The sequence below is a fragment of the Streptomyces sp. NPDC023527 genome (assembly GCF_055560115.1).
In genome coordinates, this window is the sequence record NZ_JBVHJJ010000020.1 from 25,337 (window position 1) to 43,669 (window position 18,333).

Consider the following 18,333-nt stretch of genomic DNA (forward strand, 5'->3'; position numbering starts at 1 on the left):
CCGGGGCCGGCCTACAGCGCTACAGCCGGGCGCTGACGTGCCTTACGCGTCCTTCGACAGGTTGGGGCCGGCCCCACCCGCCGCGGACTCGATCGGCGGAGTGTCCGGCAGCGCCGACTTCTCCTCGCCGCGGAAGGTGAACTTCTTCTCCGTGCCTTCGCCCTCCGTGCCGACGACCACGATGTGGCCGGGGCGCAGCTCGCCGAAGAGGATCTTCTCGGAGAGGATGTCCTCGATCTCGCGCTGGATCGTGCGGCGCAGCGGGCGGGCACCCAGGATCGGGTCGTAGCCACGCTTGGCGAGCAGCGACTTGGCCTCCGAGCTGAGCTCGATGCCCATGTCGCGGTCCTTGAGCCGCTCGTCCACCTTGGCGACCATGAGGTCGACGATCTGGATGATGTCTTCCTCGGTCAGCTGGTGGAAGACCACCGTGTCATCGACGCGGTTGAGGAACTCGGGCCGGAAGTGCTGCTTGAGCTCTTCGTTGACCTTGGCCTTCATCCGCTCGTACCCGGTCTTGACGTCGCCCTGGGCGGCGAAGCCCAGGTTGAAGCCCTTGGAGATGTCCCGGGTGCCGAGGTTCGTCGTCATGATGATGACGGTGTTCTTGAAATCGACCACGCGGCCCTGGGAATCGGTCAGGCGACCGTCCTCCAGGATCTGCAGCAGCGAGTTGAAGATATCCGGGTGGGCCTTCTCGACCTCGTCGAAGAGGACGACGGAGAACGGCTTGCGGCGCACCTTCTCGGTGAGCTGGCCGCCCTCTTCATAACCCACGTATCCGGGCGGGGAACCGAAGAGACGCGAGACGGTGTGCTTCTCGCTGAACTCCGACATGTCGAGGGAGATCAGCGCGTCCTCGTCGCCGAAGAGGAATTCGGCGAGCGTCTTGGACAGCTCCGTCTTACCGACACCGGACGGGCCCGCGAAGATGAACGAGCCGCCGGGGCGCTTCGGGTCCTTGAGGCCCGCACGCGTGCGCCGGATGGCCTGGGAGAGCGCCTTGATGGCGTCCTTCTGGCCGATGACGCGCTTGTGGAGCTCGTCCTCCATGCGCAGCAGGCGGGAGGACTCCTCCTCCGTCAGCTTGAAGACCGGGATGCCCGTGGCCGTGGCCAGGACCTCGGCGATCAGATCGCCGTCGACCTCGGCGACGACGTCCATGTCGCCGGCCTTCCACTCCTTCTCCCGCTTGGCCTTCGCGGCGAGGAGCTGCTTCTCCTTGTCGCGCAGGGAGGCGGCCTTCTCGAAGTCCTGCGAGTCGATCGCGGACTCCTTGTCCCGGCGGACGTCGGCGATCTTCTCGTCGAACTCGCGGAGGTCCGGCGGCGCGGTCATCCGGCGGATGCGCATCCGGGAGCCGGCCTCGTCGATCAGGTCGATCGCCTTGTCCGGGAGGAAGCGGTCCGAGATGTAGCGGTCGGCCAGCTGGGCGGCCTGGACCAGGGCCTCGTCCGTGATGGAGACGCGGTGATGCGCCTCGTACCGGTCGCGCAGACCCTTGAGGATCTCGATGGTGTGCGGCAGCGAGGGCTCGGCGACCTGGATGGGCTGGAAGCGGCGCTCGAGGGCGGCGTCCTTCTCCAGGTGCTTGCGGTACTCGTCCAGCGTCGTGGCGCCGATGGTCTGGAGCTCGCCCCGGGCCAGCATGGGCTTGAGGATGCTCGCGGCGTCGATCGCGCCCTCGGCGGCGCCCGCACCCACCAGGGTGTGGAGCTCGTCGATGAACAGGATGATGTCGCCGCGGGTGCGGATCTCCTTGAGGACCTTCTTCAGGCGCTCCTCGAAGTCACCGCGATAGCGGGAGCCGGCGACCAGGGCGCCGAGGTCGAGGGTGTAGAGGTGCTTGTCCTTGAGGGTCTCGGGCACCTCGCCCTTGACGATGGCCTGGGCCAGGCCCTCGACGACCGCCGTCTTGCCGACGCCGGGCTCGCCGATGAGGACCGGGTTGTTCTTCGTACGGCGGGAGAGCACCTGCATGACCCGCTCGATCTCCTTCTCGCGCCCGATGACCGGGTCGAGCTTGGATTCGCGAGCCGCCTGGGTGAGGTTGCGGCCGAACTGGTCCAGGACGAGCGAGGTCGAGGGCGTGCCCTCGGCCGGGCCGCCGGCCGTGGCGGCCTCCTTGCCCTGGTAGCCGGAGAGCAGCTGGATGACCTGCTGCCGCACCCGGTTCAGATCGGCGCCCAGCTTGACCAGGACCTGGGCGGCGACGCCCTCGCCCTCACGGATCAGGCCGAGCAGGATGTGCTCCGTACCGATGTAGTTGTGGCCGAGCTGGAGGGCCTCGCGGAGCGACAGCTCCAGGACCTTCTTGGCACGGGGAGTGAAGGGGATGTGGCCGGACGGGGCCTGCTGCCCCTGCCCGATGATCTCCTCCACCTGCTGGCGGACCGCCTCGAGCGAAATCCCGAGGCTCTCCAGGGCCTTAGCGGCGACACCCTCACCCTCGTGGATCAGGCCCAGGAGGATGTGCTCGGTGCCGATGTAGTTGTGGTTGAGCATCCGGGCTTCTTCCTGAGCCAGGACGACAACCCGCCGCGCGCGGTCGGTGAACCTCTCGAACATCGTTAATCGCTCCTCAGAGCGGTCAGGCAGTTAGGGGTCGGTCCCCTCCCTGTCCTTCCGCATGCTAGTCCCGCGGGACGGGACAGCTCATTCCAACTGCCGACACCCGTCCTTGGCCTCCTGCCCCGAACAGCCGACATCTGCTCCAACCCGATGGTGGGAGACGATGTTCCCGCAGGCCAGGCATATACGCTCACCACCACTACGCCCATGGCGAACGCCCGCTCGGCCCGACACGCCCGCCCGGAGCCCGACCACCTCCCGCGGTGGCGCGCTCCACGCGGTGTTGTACCGCCTCTTCCCATGGGGAAGGTCCTACCCGCAAGCATTGACAGTCCATGCGGCGCGGGCCCAGCCCATCCGCTACGGGCGAACACCCCCGCACCACCCTGAGCGCCGATGCGCCCCTCAGTCCTTATACGGAGCGTGCCCAACTATCAACCCTGCGTAACCTCTTGAGGGTTTCACAGTTGCACCGCGTATGACCGTTGCCCTCCCGAGCCCCTGTGTCCCCTCATATCCATGGTGCCAGGCACGTCGGTGGTACGAGCACGCGTTGTGCTGGCCGACGGCGGGCGAGGCGCCCCTGGAGCTGCTGACCGGGGTGCGCTTCGATGTGCTGGAGCTGCCCGTGGACGCCGGTTTCGCGGTCCTCGGGCGGGCGGTGCGGACCGGGCCCGTCGCGCTCGACGAGCGGGCGCGGAGGCTACGGTTCCTGGTCGCCGCGGGCAGTGCGGACGAGCTGCCGGGGCTGCTCGACTGGCTGCAGTGGGGCGGGGTGACGCTGGATCTGACCGCGCTGGGTGCGGGCGGCCGGATCGTCGCGCCGGTGCCCGCCGGCCTCGGCCGCGGGCACCACGGGCCGCTCGGGACGGGGAAGGCCGTGTGGGTACGGCCTCCCGAGCCGGGGTCCGAGGTCGAGCCGACGCTGCCGGTGACCGGCCTCGGGGGCGATGGGGGCGCCCCCGATCTCGTACGGCTCGTGGGCGCGGCGGCTACGGAATGCCACCGGGCCCGGTTGCTGCGCGCCGGGGAAGCGCGCACGCGTCGGCCGACGGGAGATCAGCCGTTGGCCTTCTCGTACGCCTCACGGATGTCGGCGGGGACGCGGCCGCGGTCGTTGACGCTGTAGCCGTTCTTCTTGGCCCAGGCGCGGATCTTCGCGGTGTCGGGGCTGCCACCGGTGGCGACGGCACGGCCCTTGCTGCGGCCCGCGGCGGCCCGGCCACCCGTACGACGGCCACTCTTGGTGTACGGCTCCAGCAGGCCCCGGAGCTTGTCCGCGTTGGCCGTGGTGAGGTCGATCTCGTAGGTCTTGCCGTCGAGCGCGAACGTCACGGTCTCGTCCGCCTCGCCACCGTCGAGGTCATCAACAAGAAGGACCTGAACCTTCTGTGCCACGGGGAATCCTTTCAGTGGAAAATGGGATTACGGAGGAATAGCAAACCGCCTTTCCCGGAAAAACACAAACCCCCCGGGAAGGTTCAGCCCGCCTTCACCGTGGGAAGCCTCCCTTCCGGAGCCCTGTGATAGGGGCGCGATTCGGACATAGGGACCGCGATAGGGGTCACGATCACAGATGCAGAAGCATCCGGCTGTTGCCAAGGGTGTTCGGCTTCACCCGTTCGAGACCCAGGAACTCGGCAACACCCTCGTCATAGGAACGCAGGAGCTCGCTGTAGACATCACCGTCCACCGGTGTCTCACCGATCTCGACGAAGCCGTGCTTCGTGAAGAAGTCGACTTCGAAGGTGAGGCAGAAAATGCGCCGCACGCCCAGCCAGCGCGCCGTCTGCAGCAGCTTGCCCAGTACCGCGTGGCCCACTCCGCCGCCCTTGACGGCCGGGTCGACGGCGAGAGTGCGCACCTCCGCGAGGTCTTCCCACATCACATGCAGTGCGCCGCAGCCGATGACCGCGCCGTCCTCGTCCCGCTCGGCGACCCAGAACTCCTGGATGTCCTCGTAAAGCGTGACGGTGGCTTTGTCGAGGAGGATGCGGTCACGAACGTACGTGTTGATGAGCCGGCGCACCGCCGGGACATCGCTGGTCCGGGCGCGGCGGACGGTGACGACTTTTGATAGTGCGGGCATGTCGGGACGCTATCGCCCCGGAGCTCCGCCGGGGTCGCCGGGCCCGTCGAGTTGCACCACCCGGATCGCGTCGCGCAGTGCTTCCCGTTGTTCGGCCGACATCATGCCGAAGAAGGCGACGAGAGCGGCCGCGGGGTTGTCACTGAGGGACCACGCTTCGTTCATCAGTGCGGCCGAGTAGGCGGCCCGGTTGGAGACCGCCTCATATCGATAGGCACGGCCTTCGGCTTCCCGTCGCAGCCAGCCCTTCTGATACAGGTTGTCCATTACGGTCATGACGGTCGTGTACGCGATGGAGCGCTCCTGTTGAAGGTCTTCCAGGACTTCCCGAACAGTGACCGGCCGGTTCCAGTCCCACACGCGCGTCATCACGGCGTCTTCCAGATCACCCAGGCGTCGAACCACACGCGAATAATAGTGGGAGATGTCTAGAATGCCGGTTTATTCGAGTCGGCAAAAAGGGCGTACGGCCGAGAATTTCGGTCTCGGTCCGTACGCCCTGTGGGCACCACGCGGCGGCGCGCCGGCGCGCGTCCGGGGGAAAGTCAGGCGTCGCTGCCCCGGTCGGTCTGGCGGGCGCTCTCGGCGCGGGCCAGCGCGGCGTCGACGAGAGCGTCTTCCTTGCCCTTGTTCGCGCCGCCCTGACTCTTGACGATCGTCACGACCAACGCGATGAATGCCACCGCCATCACCATGGGCGGGACCAACGCGGCGACATAGTCCATGGCCGTCGGCTCCTTCTGGAATCGGGGTCTGCGGTTGCGCAATCGACCCGTCCAGATTACGCGCGCGTCAGGCGGATCTGACCCCGGGGTGACGGGCCCCGGGCGGCGGGGCCGGCTTGCGGCGGGGCGGGAAGACCTCGCCCGGGGTCGGAATGGGCCGGTCGGGCCGGGGCGCGGAGGGGCGGGGCGTCGCGGGGGCCGGAGCGGGCTCCTCGCCGGGTTTGGGTTTCGGGTCCGAGGAGTCCGCGCGTGTCACCCGCCCGCCCGGCAGGGCCCGCAGCCGGGCATGGCCCGGCGCGGGCCCGACGGCGGGTACCGCGCGGTCGGCCAGCCGGGCCCGTACGGCCAGCTCGGCGAGGCGCTCGCAGCGGGCCAGCAGCTCCCGGCGGCGGCCCGCCTCGGTGCGCCCGGCGGGTGTGCGGCAGAGCCCGCGCAGGGCGGCGAGGTCATCGGCGCCGGGCTGGTAGCCCGCCGAGAGGGCGTCCTGGAGCCGCTCGGTGTAGCCGGCCGCCGCGCCGGGCAGGGCGGCGCGGTAGCGGGCGAGGTCGGCGAGGAGGAAGGCACGCAGCCTGCCGCCCTCACGGGCCGCCTCGTCCACGGCCTCCACGAGCCCGAGGCACTCGCGCACCTCTTCGTCGCGTCCGGGGCCGGGACGCCTGGGGACGGATTGGGGGTCGAGGGCGATGGCGAGGGCTCGGCGCAGCACGCGCAGTTCGTCCGCGCTGAACGCCATGCCGCCGCGGGATCCATAGGGCGTGGGCATGCGCCGACTTTAAGTGCTAAGCGGACAAATTTCGCTGACCTGGTGTTTCCGGGCGTGGCACGGCCCCGGGAGGGCCGTTCAGCGCTGTCTGCGGCGGGTGAGGCCCAGGGCTATCGCGCCGGCGGATATGGCGGTGCCGGAGGTGGTGGCGAGCAGCAGGGTGCCATTGGTGTTCGGGTCGGCGGGGGGCGCGGGCGCCGGGTCCACGACCTCCACCTGGATCGGCGCGGAGTCGTTGGCGGGATCGGGGTCGGGGGTGTGCGCGCCGTCGCGTTCGACGATGTGCACCCGGCCCTCCGCGCCGTCGACCTTCCTGTCGATACGGACCCGGAAACGCAGCGTCTCGCGGTCGCCCGCGGGAAAGTCCTCGCCGATGGCGCACACATAGGTGGCGGCACCCCGGGCGGGGGCGGTCCTGGCCACGCACGGCTGTCTGCCGCCGCCACCCGGCGGCGGCGCGGCGGTGATCGTCGTGCCTTCGGGCGGAGTCACCTCGTACGTGCCCGCGCCCCGGCCGCCCGCCGGGGCCGGGCCGCCGTTCCTGACGCCCAGCTCGACCTCGACGGTCTGGCCGACCCGGCCCACGACGGGGTGGGCGATGGCCTGGTAATCGGCGCGCGGCGGCGCCTGGGCGTGCGCGGTGGCGGCCACCAGGCCCGGCCCGGCCGCCGCCACCGCGACGGCGGCCGCCAACCGCCGCATTCTTCGCTTCCCGCCCATACGCTCCACGTCCATCATGTGCACGATCATGTCCCGCAGCTGACAGGACAGTTGGAGCGGGCGGTTGGTTGCCTCCCGGGGAGGGCCTGAACCGGCTACGTGCGAGTCACATTGCGCTCGTAGACCAGGCGCAGGCCGATGAGCGTGAGCCAGGGCTCGTGCTCGTCGATGACCGACGCCTCGCCGACCACCAGCGGCGACAGGCCGCCGGTGGCGATGACCGTGACGTCGTCCGGATCGTCCGCCAGCTCGCGGGCCATGCGGTTGACGACGCCGTCGACCTGCCCGGCGAAGCCGTAGAGGATGCCGGACTGCATGGCCTCGACGGTGTTCTTGCCGATGACGCTGCGCGGCCGGGCCAGCTCGATCTTCCGCAGCTGGGCGCCCTTGACGCCCAGCGCCTCGACCGAGATCTCGATGCCGGGGGCGATCACTCCGCCGGTGTACTCGCCGCGCGCGCTGACCGCGTCGAAGGTGGTGGCGGTGCCGAAGTCGACGACGACGCACGGCCCGCCGTACAGCTCGACGGCCGCGACGGCGTTGACGATCCGGTCCGCGCCGACCTCCTTGGGGTTGTCCATCAGGATCGGCACACCGGTCTTGACGCCCGGCTCGACCAGGACGGCGGGGACGTCGCCGTAATAGCGGCGGGTGACCTCGCGCAGCTCGTGCAGGACGGAGGGGACCGTGGAGCAGATGGCGATGCCGTCGATGCCGTCACCCAGCTCCTCGCCGAGCAAGGGGTGCATGCCCATCAGACCCTGGAGCAGGACGGCCAGTTCATCGGCGGTGCGGCGGGCGTCGGTGGACACCCGCCAGTGCTCGACGATGTCCTCGCCGTCGAACAGACCGAGGACCGTATGGGTGTTGCCGACATCGATGGTGAGCAGCATCAGGCGCTCTCTTCCCGCAGGTCCAGACCGATGTCGAGGATCGGGGACGAGTGGATGAGCGCGCCCACGGCGAGATAGTCGACGCCGGTCTCGGCGTACGCCCGGGCGTTGACCAGGCTGAGGCGGCCCGACGACTCCAGCATGGCGCGGCCCGCGACCAGCTCGACGGCCTCGCGGGTCTGCTCGGGGGTGAAGTTGTCGAGCAGGAGCAGGTCCGCGCCCTCGGCGAGCACCGGCTCGATCTGGTCGATCCGGTCGACCTCGACCTCGACCGGTACGTCGGGGAACCGGCCGCGCACGGCCCGGAACGCCTCGGCGATGCCACCGGCGGCGACGACGTGGTTGTCCTTGATGAGCGCGGCGTCCGACAGGGACATCCGGTGGTTGACGCCGCCGCCGCAGCGGACCGCGTACTTCTCCAGGGCGCGCAGGCCGACCGTGGTCTTGCGGGTGTCGCGGACGGCGGCCTTGGTGCCCTCGAGGATGTCGGCCCACTCGCGGGTGGCGGTGGCGATGCCGGACAGGCGGCACAGGAGGTTGAGCGCGCTGCGCTCGGCGGTCAGCAGGTCGCGGGTGCGGGTGCGGACCGACAGCAGCTTCTGGCCGGCCGTGACGCGGTCGCCGTCCTCGACGTGCCGCTCGACCTCGAACTCGTCGGTGCAGACGACGGAGAGGATCGCCTCGGCGATGCGCAGCCCGGCGACGGTGCCGTCCTCGCGGGCGGTGAAGTCGCCGGTGGCGACGGCGTCCTCGGGGATGGTGGCGACGGTGGTGATGTCCTCACCGCCGTCGAGGTCCTCCTCGATGGCGAGGTGGGCGAGGTCCTCGACCTGGAGGGGGTTCAGGCCGGCCTCGGTCAGCAGGGCGGCCAGGGCGGGGTCGAGCCCGCACTCCGGCAGGTCGTCCTCGAACATCTCACCGCAGCCGCAGCCCTCGCCGCAGTCCCCGATCAGCGTTTCGGCGGGTTCGTCGCCCGGCAGGGCGATCGTGTGCAGGACGAGCTCGTCAGGGGTGCTCACGGCGGACTCCTTGGGGACGGAGGGGATGACGGGCGGGAAGTCGGCCGAGTCCGTGCGGGAGACGGCGAACGAGTGGTCCGGGCGGAGGGTCAGCAGCAGGTGGCGGTGCCAGTCGGCGTCGTCACGGTCGGGGAAGTCCTCGCGCCAGTGGCAGCCGCGGGTCTCCTCGCGGCGCAGGGCGGCGGCGACGAGGACCCGGGCCACGAGGAGGAGGTTGGTGGCCTCCCAGCTCTCGGTGCCGGGCAGCTCCACCGCGGCCTCGTGGTGGAGCCGGTCGAGCTCGGCGGCGGCCTGGCGCAGGCTCTCCGCGGAGCGGAGCACCCCGGCCCCCTGGGTCATGATGCGCTGAACGGCCCAGCGCGCCTTGGGGGCGAGCAGGGGGGTCGCCGGCCGCTCCACCGGAAGGGCGACGGCGGCGGGCGCCTCCGCCGGCAGCCGGCCGGCGATGTCCGCGGCGATGCGCTCGGCGAAGACGAGCCCCTCCAGCAGCGAGTTGGACGCCAGGCGGTTGGCGCCGTGCACGCCCGTGCAGGCGACCTCGCCGCACGCGTAGAGGCCCGGCACCGACGAGCGGCCGCGCAGGTCCGTCCGTACGCCGCCCGAGGCGTAATGGGCCGCCGGGGCGACCGGGATCGGCTCCGTCACCGGGTCGATGCCGTGCGCCCGGCAGGCGGCGAGGATCGTGGGGAAGCGGTGGGCCCACATCTCCGCGCCGAAGTGGCGGGCGTCGAGGTACATGTGCTCGGCGCCCTTCTCCTGCATGCGGCGCATGATGCCCTTGGCGACGATGTCGCGGGGGGCCAGCTCGGCCAGCTCGTGGGCGCCGACCATGAAGCGGTGGCCGTCGGCGTCGACGAGGTGGGCGCCCTCGCCGCGGACCGCCTCCGACACCAGGGGCTGCTGGCCCTCGGCGTCGGGGCCGAGCCACAGGACGGTGGGGTGGAACTGGACGAACTCCAGGTCGGAGACCTCCGCACCGGCGCGCAGCGCGAGGGCGACGCCGTCACCGGTGGAGACGGCGGGGTTGGTGGTCGCGGAGAACACCTGGCCCATGCCGCCGGTGGCCAGCACGACGGCCCCGGCGCGCACGGCGCCGACGCCGTCGCGGCGGCCCTCGCCCATGACGTGCAGGGTGACGCCGGCGGCGCGGCCCCCGGCGTCCTTGAGGAGGTCGAGGACCAGGGCGTGCTCGATGGTCTCGATGCCCGCGTCCCGGACGGCCTCGACGAGCGCGCGGGAGATCTCGGCGCCGGTGGCATCGCCGCCGGCGTGGGCGATCCGGCGGCGGTGGTGGCCGCCCTCGCGGGTCAGCAGGATCTCGCCGGTGTCGGCGTCGGTGTCGAACTCGGCGCCGGTGGCGATCAGGCGGCGGACCGCGTCGGGGCCTTCGGTGACCAGGGCGCGTACGGCCCCGGCTGAGCAGAGCCCGGCGCCGGCCACGAGGGTGTCCTCGTAGTGCTGCTCGGGGGTGTCGCCCTCGCCGAGGGCCGCCGCGATGCCGCCCTGGGCCCAGCGGGTGGAGCCGTCGTCCAGGCGCGCCTTGGTGACGACGGTGACCTTCGCGCCGGCGGCGGCGCAGCGCAGCGCGACGGTCAGTCCGGCGACGCCGGAGCCGATGACGACGACGTCGGCGTCGACCGCCCAGCCGGGGCCGGGGGCGTGGAGTCGTATGCCGGTCATCGCTGTGCTCCGAGGTCCAGGGGGATGTTGTCGATGAGGCGGGTGGTGCCCACCTTGGCCGCGACGGCGAGGACGGCCTCGCCGGTGTGGCCGTCGGGGACCTCGGTGAAGTCGGCGGGGTCGACGAGGGCCACATAGTCGAGGATGAGCGGTGGCTCCCGGCGCGCGGCGGCGTCCAGGACCGCGCGGGCGGAGCCGCGGACGGCGTCGGCGCCGAGCCCGGCTTCCTTCCGCGCGGTGAGCAGGGCGCGGGAGATCTCCAGGGCGGTGGTCCGGTCGGCCGCCGAGAGATAGCGGTTGCGGCTGGAGAGGGCGAGGTCGTCGCTCTCTCGGACCGTGGGGACGCCGACGATCTCGACGGGGAAATTGAGGTCGCGCACCATGCGGCGGATCAGGGCGAGCTGCTGGGCGTCCTTCTGCCCGTAGAGCGCGAGGTCCGGCCGGGTGAGGTGGAGGAGCTTGGCGACGACGGTGAGCACGCCGTCGAAGTGGCCGGGGCGGGAGGCGCCTTCGAGGCGCTCGCCCATGGGGCCCGCGGTGATCCGCACCTGCGGCTCGCCGCCGGGATAGACCTCTTCGACGGAGGGCGCGAAGACGGCGTCGGCGCCGGCCTTCCCGGCGAGCTCCAGGTCGGCGTCGAGGGTGCGCGGATAGCGGTCGAGGTCCTCGCCGGCGCCGAACTGGAGCGGGTTGACGAAGACCGTGACGACGACCTGGCCGTCGGGCCCGGCCAGCTCGCGGGCGGTGCGGACGAGGGTGGCGTGGCCCTCGTGCAGGGCGCCCATCGTCATCACGACGGCGCGGCGGCCCGCGCGGGGCAGGGCGCGCAGCTCCGCGGCGGTGCGGGTGAGCGGGGTGGTCATGCGTTTCCTCCGTCCGCGAGGACGCCGAGCAGGTCCTCCGCCAGTTCCGGCTTGAGCAGGCCGTGCGCGAGGGCGCGGTCGGCGGTCGTACGGGCCATCGCCAGATATCCGGCGACGGCCTGGGGTGCGTGGGTGCGCAGCTCCGCGATGTGCGCGGCGACGGTGCCGGCGTCGCCGCGCGCCACCGGGCCGGTGAGGGCGGCGTCGCCGCTGCGCAGGACGTTGTCCAGGGCGGCGCCGAGCAGGGGGCCGAGCATGCGGTCGGGGGCGGCGACGCCCGCGGTGCGCAGCAGCTCCATGGCCTGGGCGACCAGGGTGACCAGGTGGTTGGAGCTCATGGCGAGGGCCGCGTGGTAGAGCGGGCGGGCCTCCTCCGCCACCCACTCGGGCTCGCCGCCCATCTCGATGACCAGGGCCTCGGCGGCGAGCCGCAGCTCCTCGGGGGCGGTGACGCCGAACGAGCAGCCGGCGAGCCGGTCGACGTCCACGGGCGTGCCGGTGAAGGTCATGGCGGGGTGCAGGGCGAGCGGCAGGGCGCCGGCCCGGCGCGCCGGGTCCAGGATGGCGGTGCCGTGGCGGCCCGAGGTGTGCACGATCAGCTGGCCGGGGCGGACGGCGCCGGTCTCGGCGAGCCCGGCGACGAGCCCGGGGAGGACGTCGTCGGGGACGGTGAGCAGGACCAGCTCGGCGCGCGCCAGCACTTCGGCGGGCGGGACGAGCGGGACGTCCGGGAGCAGGGCGGCGGCCCGGCGGACCGAGGCGTCGGAGACGCCGGAGGCGGCGACGGGGCGGTGCCCGGCGAGCCGGAGGGCGGCGGCGAGCGACGGGCCGACGCGGCCCGCGCCGACGACGCCGACGGTGAGCCTGGCGGGTCGGTCCTGCGGGCTCGGGTGCTCCGGGATGGGGTGTGCGTTCACGCGGCGATGGCCTTCCGTTCCAGTCCGCGGGGGGTACCGGACGATTCCATCGTCATGCTACGCGAGTGAAGGGCGACCGCTTCTGAAGTCCCCAGCCCTGTGGATAACCCGCCGGTGCCGCCTCCGCTGCCCGCTCGCCTGTGGACAACTCGGGGTGGTGTCGGCCCCGTGCGTCATGCTCGGCGCATGGTCGAGGTGGAGCGGTTCGGGGAGGGCGTCGAGGAGCAGGCGGAGAGCGCGTCCGTGGTCTGCCGCGGCGCGGGCGTTTCGGAGGTCGTGGGGGTCATGGGGGTCGTGTGCGTCCCGGAGGTCGTGGGGACCGCGGCGGGGCGGAGGAGACGGAGCAGTGCGCTCCAGCGGGTGCGGCGGCCGGTGGCCCGCCCGGCGACGACGGCCTGGAAGTCGCGCCAGGTGCGGAACTCCCGCACGACCTGCCAGTCGCCCTCACCGGGGGCGGGCGGCGCGGTGTCGCGGTGCTGAGCGGCGCGGAAGAGGTCGAGCATGTGCTGCTGAGTGGCGTCCATGGGCATCACCTTGCGCCGTCCGGAAGCTCTCCCGCCCGTCGATTGACGAGGACCGTCAAATGACGGCCCCACCTGCGGAAAGACAGGAAGGATGAGGCCATGAGCGTGGACATCGACATCACCGGGCTGCCCGCCGGGCGCATCAGGTTCAGCCCTTCGCCCCTGGCCGAGCTGGGCGCGATGCTGCACGTCCTGGCCGAGCCCGGCCACCACCCGGGGCTGCACGGGTGGGCCACCGCCACCGCCTCCTCACTGGAGGCGGACCTCGCGGACCGGCTGACCGAGGCCGACTTCCTGTGGCGCTCCATGCGCTCGGACATCCTGCTGCCCGCGAACCCCCGGGCCACGCTCGCCGAGGAGCTGGACGACCTCGACCGGCTGGAGGACGAGACGTTCGTGACCGTCGCCTTCGAGATCACCTGCTCGGGTGGTTACGACCGCGAGTCGCCCTCCCCGCTGGTCGACCCGGCGCAGCGGGCCCGGGTCCGCGAGCTCTCCGCCGCACGGGGGCCCCGGCAGGCCGAGTTCACGAACCGGATGCTGGAGAACCCCGGGGCGCTGCGGGCCTGGCTGCGCCGCCTCTTCGAGGACTGCGAGCAGGCGTTCTTCGCCGACAACTGGCAGCGCGTGCGGGTCCAGCTCGCCGCCGACGCCCGCCACAAGGGCGACCTGCTGCGCCACAAGGGCCTGCGCGAGGCCCTCACGGCGGTCTCCCCCGCCGTCTCGCTCAGCGAGGACCGGTCCCGGATCGTCATCGACAAGCTGGCGGACGGCAGGACCCGGGCGCCCGGCGACGGGGTCACGTTCCTGCCGACGGCCTTCGGCTGGCCGCACCTGCTGCTCGTCTACCGCCCCGGCTGGCACCCGGTGGTGCAGTACCCCGTATCGGGCCCCGAGCTTCCGGCCGCCATGGCCCCTCAGCTGGTCCAGCAGCGGATGGAAGCCCTGGCCCACCCGGTGCGGATGCGGCTGTGCCGCACCCTCGCCCGCGGCCCCCACACCACCGGCGAGCTGGCCGCCACGTACGGCCTGACCCCGCCCGAGGTGTCCCGGCACATAGCCGTCCTGAAGAAGGCCGGGTTGCTGAGCACCCGGCGGCGGGGCCGCTATGTGCTGCACCAGCTGGATCTGACGGTGGTGGCGCGGATCGGGAGCGACTTCCTGGAGACGGTGCTGCGCTGAGTCGAGCGCGCCCGGGACAGGCAGGTTCGCCCGCCTACCGGCCGCCCGCCCTCACCAACCCGCTCTCGTACGCCATCACGACCACCTGCACCCGGTCCCGCAGCCCCAGCTTGGTCAGGATGCGGCCCACATGGGTCTTCACCGTGGCCTCCGACAGGACCAGGCGGGCCGCGATCTCGCCGTTGGAGAGGCCCTGGGCCACCAGCAGCATCACCTCGCGTTCCCGCTCGGTGAGCCGGCCCAGTTCGGCGCTGGTCGGTTCGGCGTGGGTGCTGGGGAGCATGGGGGTGAAGCGGTCCAGCAGGCGGCGCGTCGTGCTCGGGGCGACGACGGCGTCGCCGCTGTGCACGGCGCGGATCGCGCCCAGCAGCTCGGCCGGCGGCACGTCCTTGAGCATGAAGCCGCTCGCGCCGACCTTGAGCGCGGAGAAGGCGTATTCGTCGAGGTCGAAGGTGGTCAGGATCAGCACCTTCGGCGCGTTCTCCTGCGCGCAGATGCGGCGGGTCGCCTCCACGCCGTCCATCCTCGGCATGCGCACGTCCATCAGGACCACGTCCACCGCCGTGCCGGCCAGCACCTCCAGGGCCTCCGCGCCGTCCCCGGCCTCGGCGACGACCTCCATGTCGGGCTGGGCCGCCAGCACCATCCGGAAGCCGGTGCGCAGCAGCACCTGGTCGTCGACGAGCATCACGCGGATCGACATGCGGTCGCCCTTTCCTAGGTGTTCGGTCGCATCGTAAAGGTGCGGTGGTCGTAAGTGTGCAGGTCGGAAGCGAGAGGCGGCAGTGCGCAGGTCATCGGCGCGCGGGGGCGGCCGGTGCCCGCTCAGCGGCCCTGTTTGGTCGGCAGCAGCACGCTGATCCGGAAGCCGCCGCCCGGTCGCGGCCCCGCGTCCAGCGTGCCCCCGACCATGCCGACGCGCTCGCGCATCCCGATCAGCCCGTGCCCCATGCCGTCCACGCCACCGGACTCGTACAGCTCGTGCTGCGCGCCCCGGCCGTCGTCCTCGACCAGCAGGCCCAGCCCGTCGTCGAAATACGTCAGCCGTACGCTCGCGCCGGCGTCCGGTCCGCCGTGCTTGCGGGTGTTGGTGAGCGCCTCCTGCACGATGCGGTACGCGGTCAGCTCGACGCCGCTGGGCAGCGGCCGCGGCGCGCCCTCCACCTGGAAGTCGACCGGCAGGCCGGCGTTGCGGACCTGCTCCACGAGGTCGCCGATCTGCTCCACGTCGGGCTGCGGTACGTACTCGCCGCCCTCGCCGCCCTCCTCGGTGCGCAGCACGCCCAGCAGCCGGCGCATTTCGGCCAGGGCCTGGCGGCCGGTGCCGGAGATCGTCTCCAGGGCCTGCTTGGCCTGTTCGGGCGAGGCGTCCAGGACATACGCGGCGCCGTCCGCCTGGACCACCATCACCGAGACGTTGTGGGCGACGACGTCGTGCAGTTCGCGCGCGATGCGGGCCCGCTCCGCGACGACCGCCATCCGGCCCTGCTGCTCGCGCTCCTTCTCCAGGCGCGTGGCGCGCTCCTCCAGCTGGGCCCAGTACGCGCGGCGGGTGCGCATCGAGTCGCCCAGCACCCAGGCGAGCACGAACGGAACGGTCACGAAGACGGTGCCGATGATGTGCTCGTTGATCGGCTGGTCGGTATTGCCCCAGCGCGCCGCGGCGATCACCGGCGCGAGCAGCCCGCCGACGAGGGCGTACCGGGAGGCCCAGCGGACCGGCCCGGACGCGACCGTATAGATGATCACCAGCATCGCGAAGTCGGCCAGCTGCTGCGGGGCGTCGAAGACGAGCTGCGCCACCCCGGCCACGGTCGCCAGCAGCAGCATCTTCACCGGGGCCCGCCGCCGCAGGGCCACCACCAGGCACAACAGCACCGATGTGGCCAGGGACGCGAGTTTCTCCTCCCGCCCGACGGTCTCCTCGGCGACGGCCAGCCCGTTGAGGCCGAACAGCAACACAGCCCAGAAGCTGTCCACACCCGTCGGGTGCCTGCGGAGAAAGTCGTAGAGGCGCTGCACGTCACCCAGCGTAGGCATGTCGAGTACGTGCCGGGGTCAGCCGGACGATCGATCCGGCGGCGCCTCGCCTACTCCGCAAGGTGGAGGCGGTGTGGGCACGAAGGGCGCATAGCGTGTGCGTATGGCAAGCGGAACACGAACGTGGCGGGCCGCCACCGAGGTCGCCCTCTACGGCCCGAACGGCTTCTACCGGCGTCCGGAGGGCCCCGCCGGGCACTTCCGTACCTCTGTGCACGCCTCTCCTCGCTATGCGGGGGCCGTCGCCGAACTGCTGCGCCGCGTCGACGCGGCGCTGGGGCACCCGGCGGAGCTGGCGTTCACGGACGTCGGGGCCGGCCGGGGCGAGCTGCTGACGGGCGTGCTCGCGCGGATCCCGGACGAGCTGGCCGCGCGCCTGCGCCCGTACGCCGTGGAACGCGCCGACCGGCCCCCGGGGATCGACCGGCGCATCACCTGGGTGAGTGACATCCCCGACGGCCTCCAAGGGCTGCTTTTCGCCAATGAGTGGCTCGACAACGTCCCGCTGGACGTCGCCGAGGCGGACGCGGAGGGCACCGCGCGCCATGTGCTGGTGCAGGAGGACGGCGAGGAGCTCCTCGGCGAACCGGTGCGCGGCGAGGACGCCGCCTGGCTCGCCCGCTGGTGGCCCCTCGACGGCGCGCCCCCCGGCAGCCGCGCCGAGATCGGCCGGACCCGGGACGCCGCCTGGGCGGGGGCGGTGGGGAGCCTGCGCGCGGGGCTGGCCGTCGCCGTCGACTACGCGCACGAGCGCGACGGCCGCCCGCCCTTCGGGACGCTCACGGGCTTCCGCGACGGCCGCGAGGTGCGGCCCGTGCCGGACGGCTCCTGCGACATCACCGCGCACGTCGCCCTCGACGCCTGCGCCGGCCCCGGCAGCTCGCTGCTGACCCAGCGCGCGGCGCTGCGCGACCTCGGCGTCGACGGAGGCCGCCCGCCGCTGTCGCTCGCCTCGTCCGATCCGGCCGGTTATGTACGGGCCCTGGGGGCGGCCGGAGAGGCGGCCGAGCTGCTGTCACCGGCGGGGCTGGGCGGCTTCGGCTGGCTCGTACAGCCCGTCGGCGACGCCTGCGCGGGGCTGCTGGGGAACGGCGACGACCACCCGGCCGGGAAGGGCTGACAAACTACTCCCCATGGCCCCTAGCTCTGGCACCACTGGCACCTCGGAGACGACAGTCGGCATCGGCGGCGCGGCGGAGAGCACGGACATGGTGCTCAACATCGGACCGCAGCACCCGTCGACGCACGGCGTGCTGCGCCTGCGGCTCGTCCTGGACGGGGAGCGGATCCAGCACGCCGAGCCCGTCGTCGGCTATATGCACCGGGGCGCGGAGAAGCTGTTCGAGGCGCGCGACTACCGGCAGATCATCATGCTGGCCAACCGCCACGACTGGCTGTCGGCGTTCTCCAACGAGCTCGGCGTCGTCCTCGCCGTGGAGCGGATGCTCGGCATGGAGGTGCCCGAGCGCGCGGTGTGGACGCGCACCCTGCTGGCCGAGCTGAACCGGGTGCTCAACCACCTGATGTTCCTCGGCTCGTACCCCCTCGAACTCGGTGGCATCACGCCCGTCTTCCACGCCTTCCACGAGCGCGAGGAGCTCCAGGCCGTGATGGAGGAGGTCTCCGGTGGCCGGATGCACTACATGTTCAACCGCGTCGGCGGCCTGAAGGAGGACCTGCCCGCCGGCTGGCTCGACCGGACCCGGCACGCGGTGGCCCAGGTCGCCTCCCGGATGGACGTCTACGACCGGCTGGTGCTCGGCAACGAGATCTTCCGGGGCCGTACGCGCGGCGTCGGCACGCTGTCGCGCGAGGCGGTGCACGCGTACGGGGTCAGCGGGCCCATCGCCCGCGCGTCGGGCGTCGACTTCGACCTGCGCCGTGACGAGCCGTATCTGGCGTACGGGGAGCTCCAGGACACGCTGCGGGTCGTCACCCGCGAGGAGGGCGACTGCCTGGCCCGCTTCGAGTGCCTGCTGGAGCAGACGCACAACTCCCTGGAGCTGGCGGTGGCGTGCCTGGACCGGATCGCGGAGCTCGCGCCCGGCCCGATCAACCAGCGGCTGCCGAAGGTGCTGAAGGCGCCGGAGGGCTCGACGTACGCCTGGACCGAGAACCCGCTCGGCCTCAACGGCTACTACCTGGTCTCCAAGGGCGACAAGACCCCGTATCGGCTGAAGCTGCGGTCGGCGTCGTTCAACAACATCCAGGCGCTGACCGAGCTGCTGCCGGGGACGCTGGTCGCGGACATGGTGGCGATCCTCGGCTCGCTGTTCTTCGTCGTCGGCGACATCGACAAATAGCCCCCGGAACGGCGAACAACCCCCGGCGGGAGGATCCGCCGGGG

18 protein-coding genes and 1 pseudogene are annotated in these 18,333 nt (G+C 72.1%); 4 read left to right on the plus strand and 15 right to left on the minus strand.

The window, feature by feature from the left end; genetic code table 11:
* Window positions 1-42: 42 nt before the first annotated feature.
* Complete coding sequence (locus tag ACZ303_RS30780; protein WP_467343772.1) at window positions 43-2,568, minus strand: ATP-dependent Clp protease ATP-binding subunit; 2,526 nt, start codon at window positions 2,566-2,568, stop codon at window positions 43-45.
* Window positions 2,569-3,049: 481 nt separating this feature from the next.
* Here ACZ303_RS30780 and ACZ303_RS30785 point away from each other — a divergent pair, with 481 nt between their 5' ends.
* Window positions 3,050-3,700: an SCO3374 family protein gene (locus ACZ303_RS30785; RefSeq protein WP_467343773.1), complete on the plus strand. Its 651-nt coding sequence runs from the start codon at window positions 3,050-3,052 to the stop codon at window positions 3,698-3,700.
* Here the strand turns inward: ACZ303_RS30785 and ACZ303_RS30790 are convergent.
* The 12 genes and pseudogenes from ACZ303_RS30790 to ACZ303_RS30845 all read right to left on the minus strand — a co-directional run bounded on the left by ACZ303_RS30790 (window position 3,631) and on the right by ACZ303_RS30845 (window position 12,764).
* Window positions 3,631-3,969: a histone-like nucleoid-structuring protein Lsr2 gene (locus tag ACZ303_RS30790; RefSeq protein WP_467343774.1), complete on the minus strand. Its 339-nt coding sequence runs from the start codon at window positions 3,967-3,969 to the stop codon at window positions 3,631-3,633. The two genes, ACZ303_RS30785 and ACZ303_RS30790, sit on opposite strands and share 70 nt — an antisense overlap.
* Window positions 3,970-4,141: 172 nt before the next feature.
* Entirely contained in the window at window positions 4,142-4,660 is a 519-nt protein-coding gene (locus ACZ303_RS30795; RefSeq protein ID WP_215079669.1) for an amino-acid N-acetyltransferase, read from the minus strand.
* 9 nt (window positions 4,661-4,669) lie between these two features.
* Window positions 4,670-5,065: a BlaI/MecI/CopY family transcriptional regulator gene (locus tag ACZ303_RS30800; protein ID WP_467343775.1), complete on the minus strand. Its 396-nt coding sequence runs from the start codon at window positions 5,063-5,065 to the stop codon at window positions 4,670-4,672.
* A gap of 140 nt (window positions 5,066-5,205) precedes the next feature.
* Window positions 5,206-5,385 (minus strand): hypothetical protein, encoded by a 180-nt coding sequence (locus tag ACZ303_RS30805; RefSeq protein WP_467343776.1) that lies wholly within the window; start codon window positions 5,383-5,385, stop codon window positions 5,206-5,208.
* 67 nt (window positions 5,386-5,452) lie between these two features.
* A complete protein-coding gene (locus tag ACZ303_RS30810; protein ID WP_467343777.1) occupies window positions 5,453-6,148 on the minus strand; it encodes a hypothetical protein in 696 nt (231 codons plus the stop codon).
* A 78-nt stretch (window positions 6,149-6,226) separates the two neighbouring features.
* Window positions 6,227-6,886, minus strand: a complete 660-nt coding sequence (locus ACZ303_RS30815) for a hypothetical protein (RefSeq protein WP_467343778.1) — start codon at window positions 6,884-6,886, stop codon at window positions 6,227-6,229.
* Window positions 6,887-6,963: 77 nt separating this feature from the next.
* On the minus strand, window positions 6,964-7,761 hold the full coding sequence (locus ACZ303_RS30820) for a type III pantothenate kinase (protein WP_467343779.1): 798 nt from the start codon (window positions 7,759-7,761) through the stop codon (window positions 6,964-6,966).
* Window positions 7,761-8,675 (minus strand): carboxylating nicotinate-nucleotide diphosphorylase, encoded by a 915-nt coding sequence (gene nadC / locus ACZ303_RS30825; RefSeq protein ID WP_467343804.1) that lies wholly within the window; start codon window positions 8,673-8,675, stop codon window positions 7,761-7,763. Before nadC ends, ACZ303_RS30820 begins: the two co-directional genes overlap by 1 nt.
* 135 nt (window positions 8,676-8,810) lie before the next feature.
* Window positions 8,811-10,460, minus strand: a pseudogene (locus ACZ303_RS30830) (L-aspartate oxidase); the annotation flags it as partial.
* The gene (gene panC / locus ACZ303_RS30835) at window positions 10,457-11,323 is read right to left on the minus strand and encodes a pantoate--beta-alanine ligase (protein WP_467343780.1); all 867 of its coding nucleotides are present in this window, start codon (window positions 11,321-11,323) and stop codon (window positions 10,457-10,459) included. The gene panC and the pseudogene ACZ303_RS30830, both read right to left, overlap by 4 nt.
* The gene (locus ACZ303_RS30840; protein WP_467343781.1) at window positions 11,320-12,240 is read right to left on the minus strand and encodes a Rossmann-like and DUF2520 domain-containing protein; all 921 of its coding nucleotides are present in this window, start codon (window positions 12,238-12,240) and stop codon (window positions 11,320-11,322) included. Before ACZ303_RS30840 ends, panC begins: the two co-directional genes overlap by 4 nt.
* Window positions 12,241-12,413: 173 nt before the next feature.
* Window positions 12,414-12,764, minus strand: a complete 351-nt coding sequence (locus ACZ303_RS30845) for a hypothetical protein (RefSeq protein ID WP_467343782.1) — start codon at window positions 12,762-12,764, stop codon at window positions 12,414-12,416.
* A gap of 99 nt (window positions 12,765-12,863) precedes the next feature.
* Between ACZ303_RS30845 and ACZ303_RS30850 the strand changes: the two genes are divergently transcribed.
* Complete coding sequence (locus ACZ303_RS30850) at window positions 12,864-13,946, plus strand: DUF5937 family protein (protein WP_467343783.1); 1,083 nt, start codon at window positions 12,864-12,866, stop codon at window positions 13,944-13,946.
* 34 nt (window positions 13,947-13,980) lie between these two features.
* On the opposite strand, the gene ACZ303_RS30855 is transcribed toward ACZ303_RS30850, so the two are convergent.
* Together ACZ303_RS30855 and ACZ303_RS30860 are read right to left on the minus strand one after the other, a co-directional pair.
* Window positions 13,981-14,649, minus strand: a complete 669-nt coding sequence (locus ACZ303_RS30855; RefSeq protein WP_467343784.1) for a response regulator — start codon at window positions 14,647-14,649, stop codon at window positions 13,981-13,983.
* Window positions 14,650-14,771: 122 nt separating this feature from the next.
* Complete coding sequence (locus ACZ303_RS30860) at window positions 14,772-15,968, minus strand: sensor histidine kinase (protein ID WP_467343805.1); 1,197 nt, start codon at window positions 15,966-15,968, stop codon at window positions 14,772-14,774.
* Window positions 15,969-16,089: 121 nt separating this feature from the next.
* Here ACZ303_RS30860 and ACZ303_RS30865 point away from each other — a divergent pair, with 121 nt between their 5' ends.
* A complete protein-coding gene (locus tag ACZ303_RS30865) occupies window positions 16,090-17,106 on the plus strand; it encodes an SAM-dependent methyltransferase (protein WP_467343785.1) in 1,017 nt (338 codons plus the stop codon).
* A gap of 13 nt (window positions 17,107-17,119) precedes the next feature.
* Window positions 17,120-18,289: an NADH-quinone oxidoreductase subunit D gene (locus ACZ303_RS30870; RefSeq protein WP_467343786.1), complete on the plus strand. Its 1,170-nt coding sequence runs from the start codon at window positions 17,120-17,122 to the stop codon at window positions 18,287-18,289.
* Window positions 18,290-18,333 lie beyond the last annotated feature (44 nt).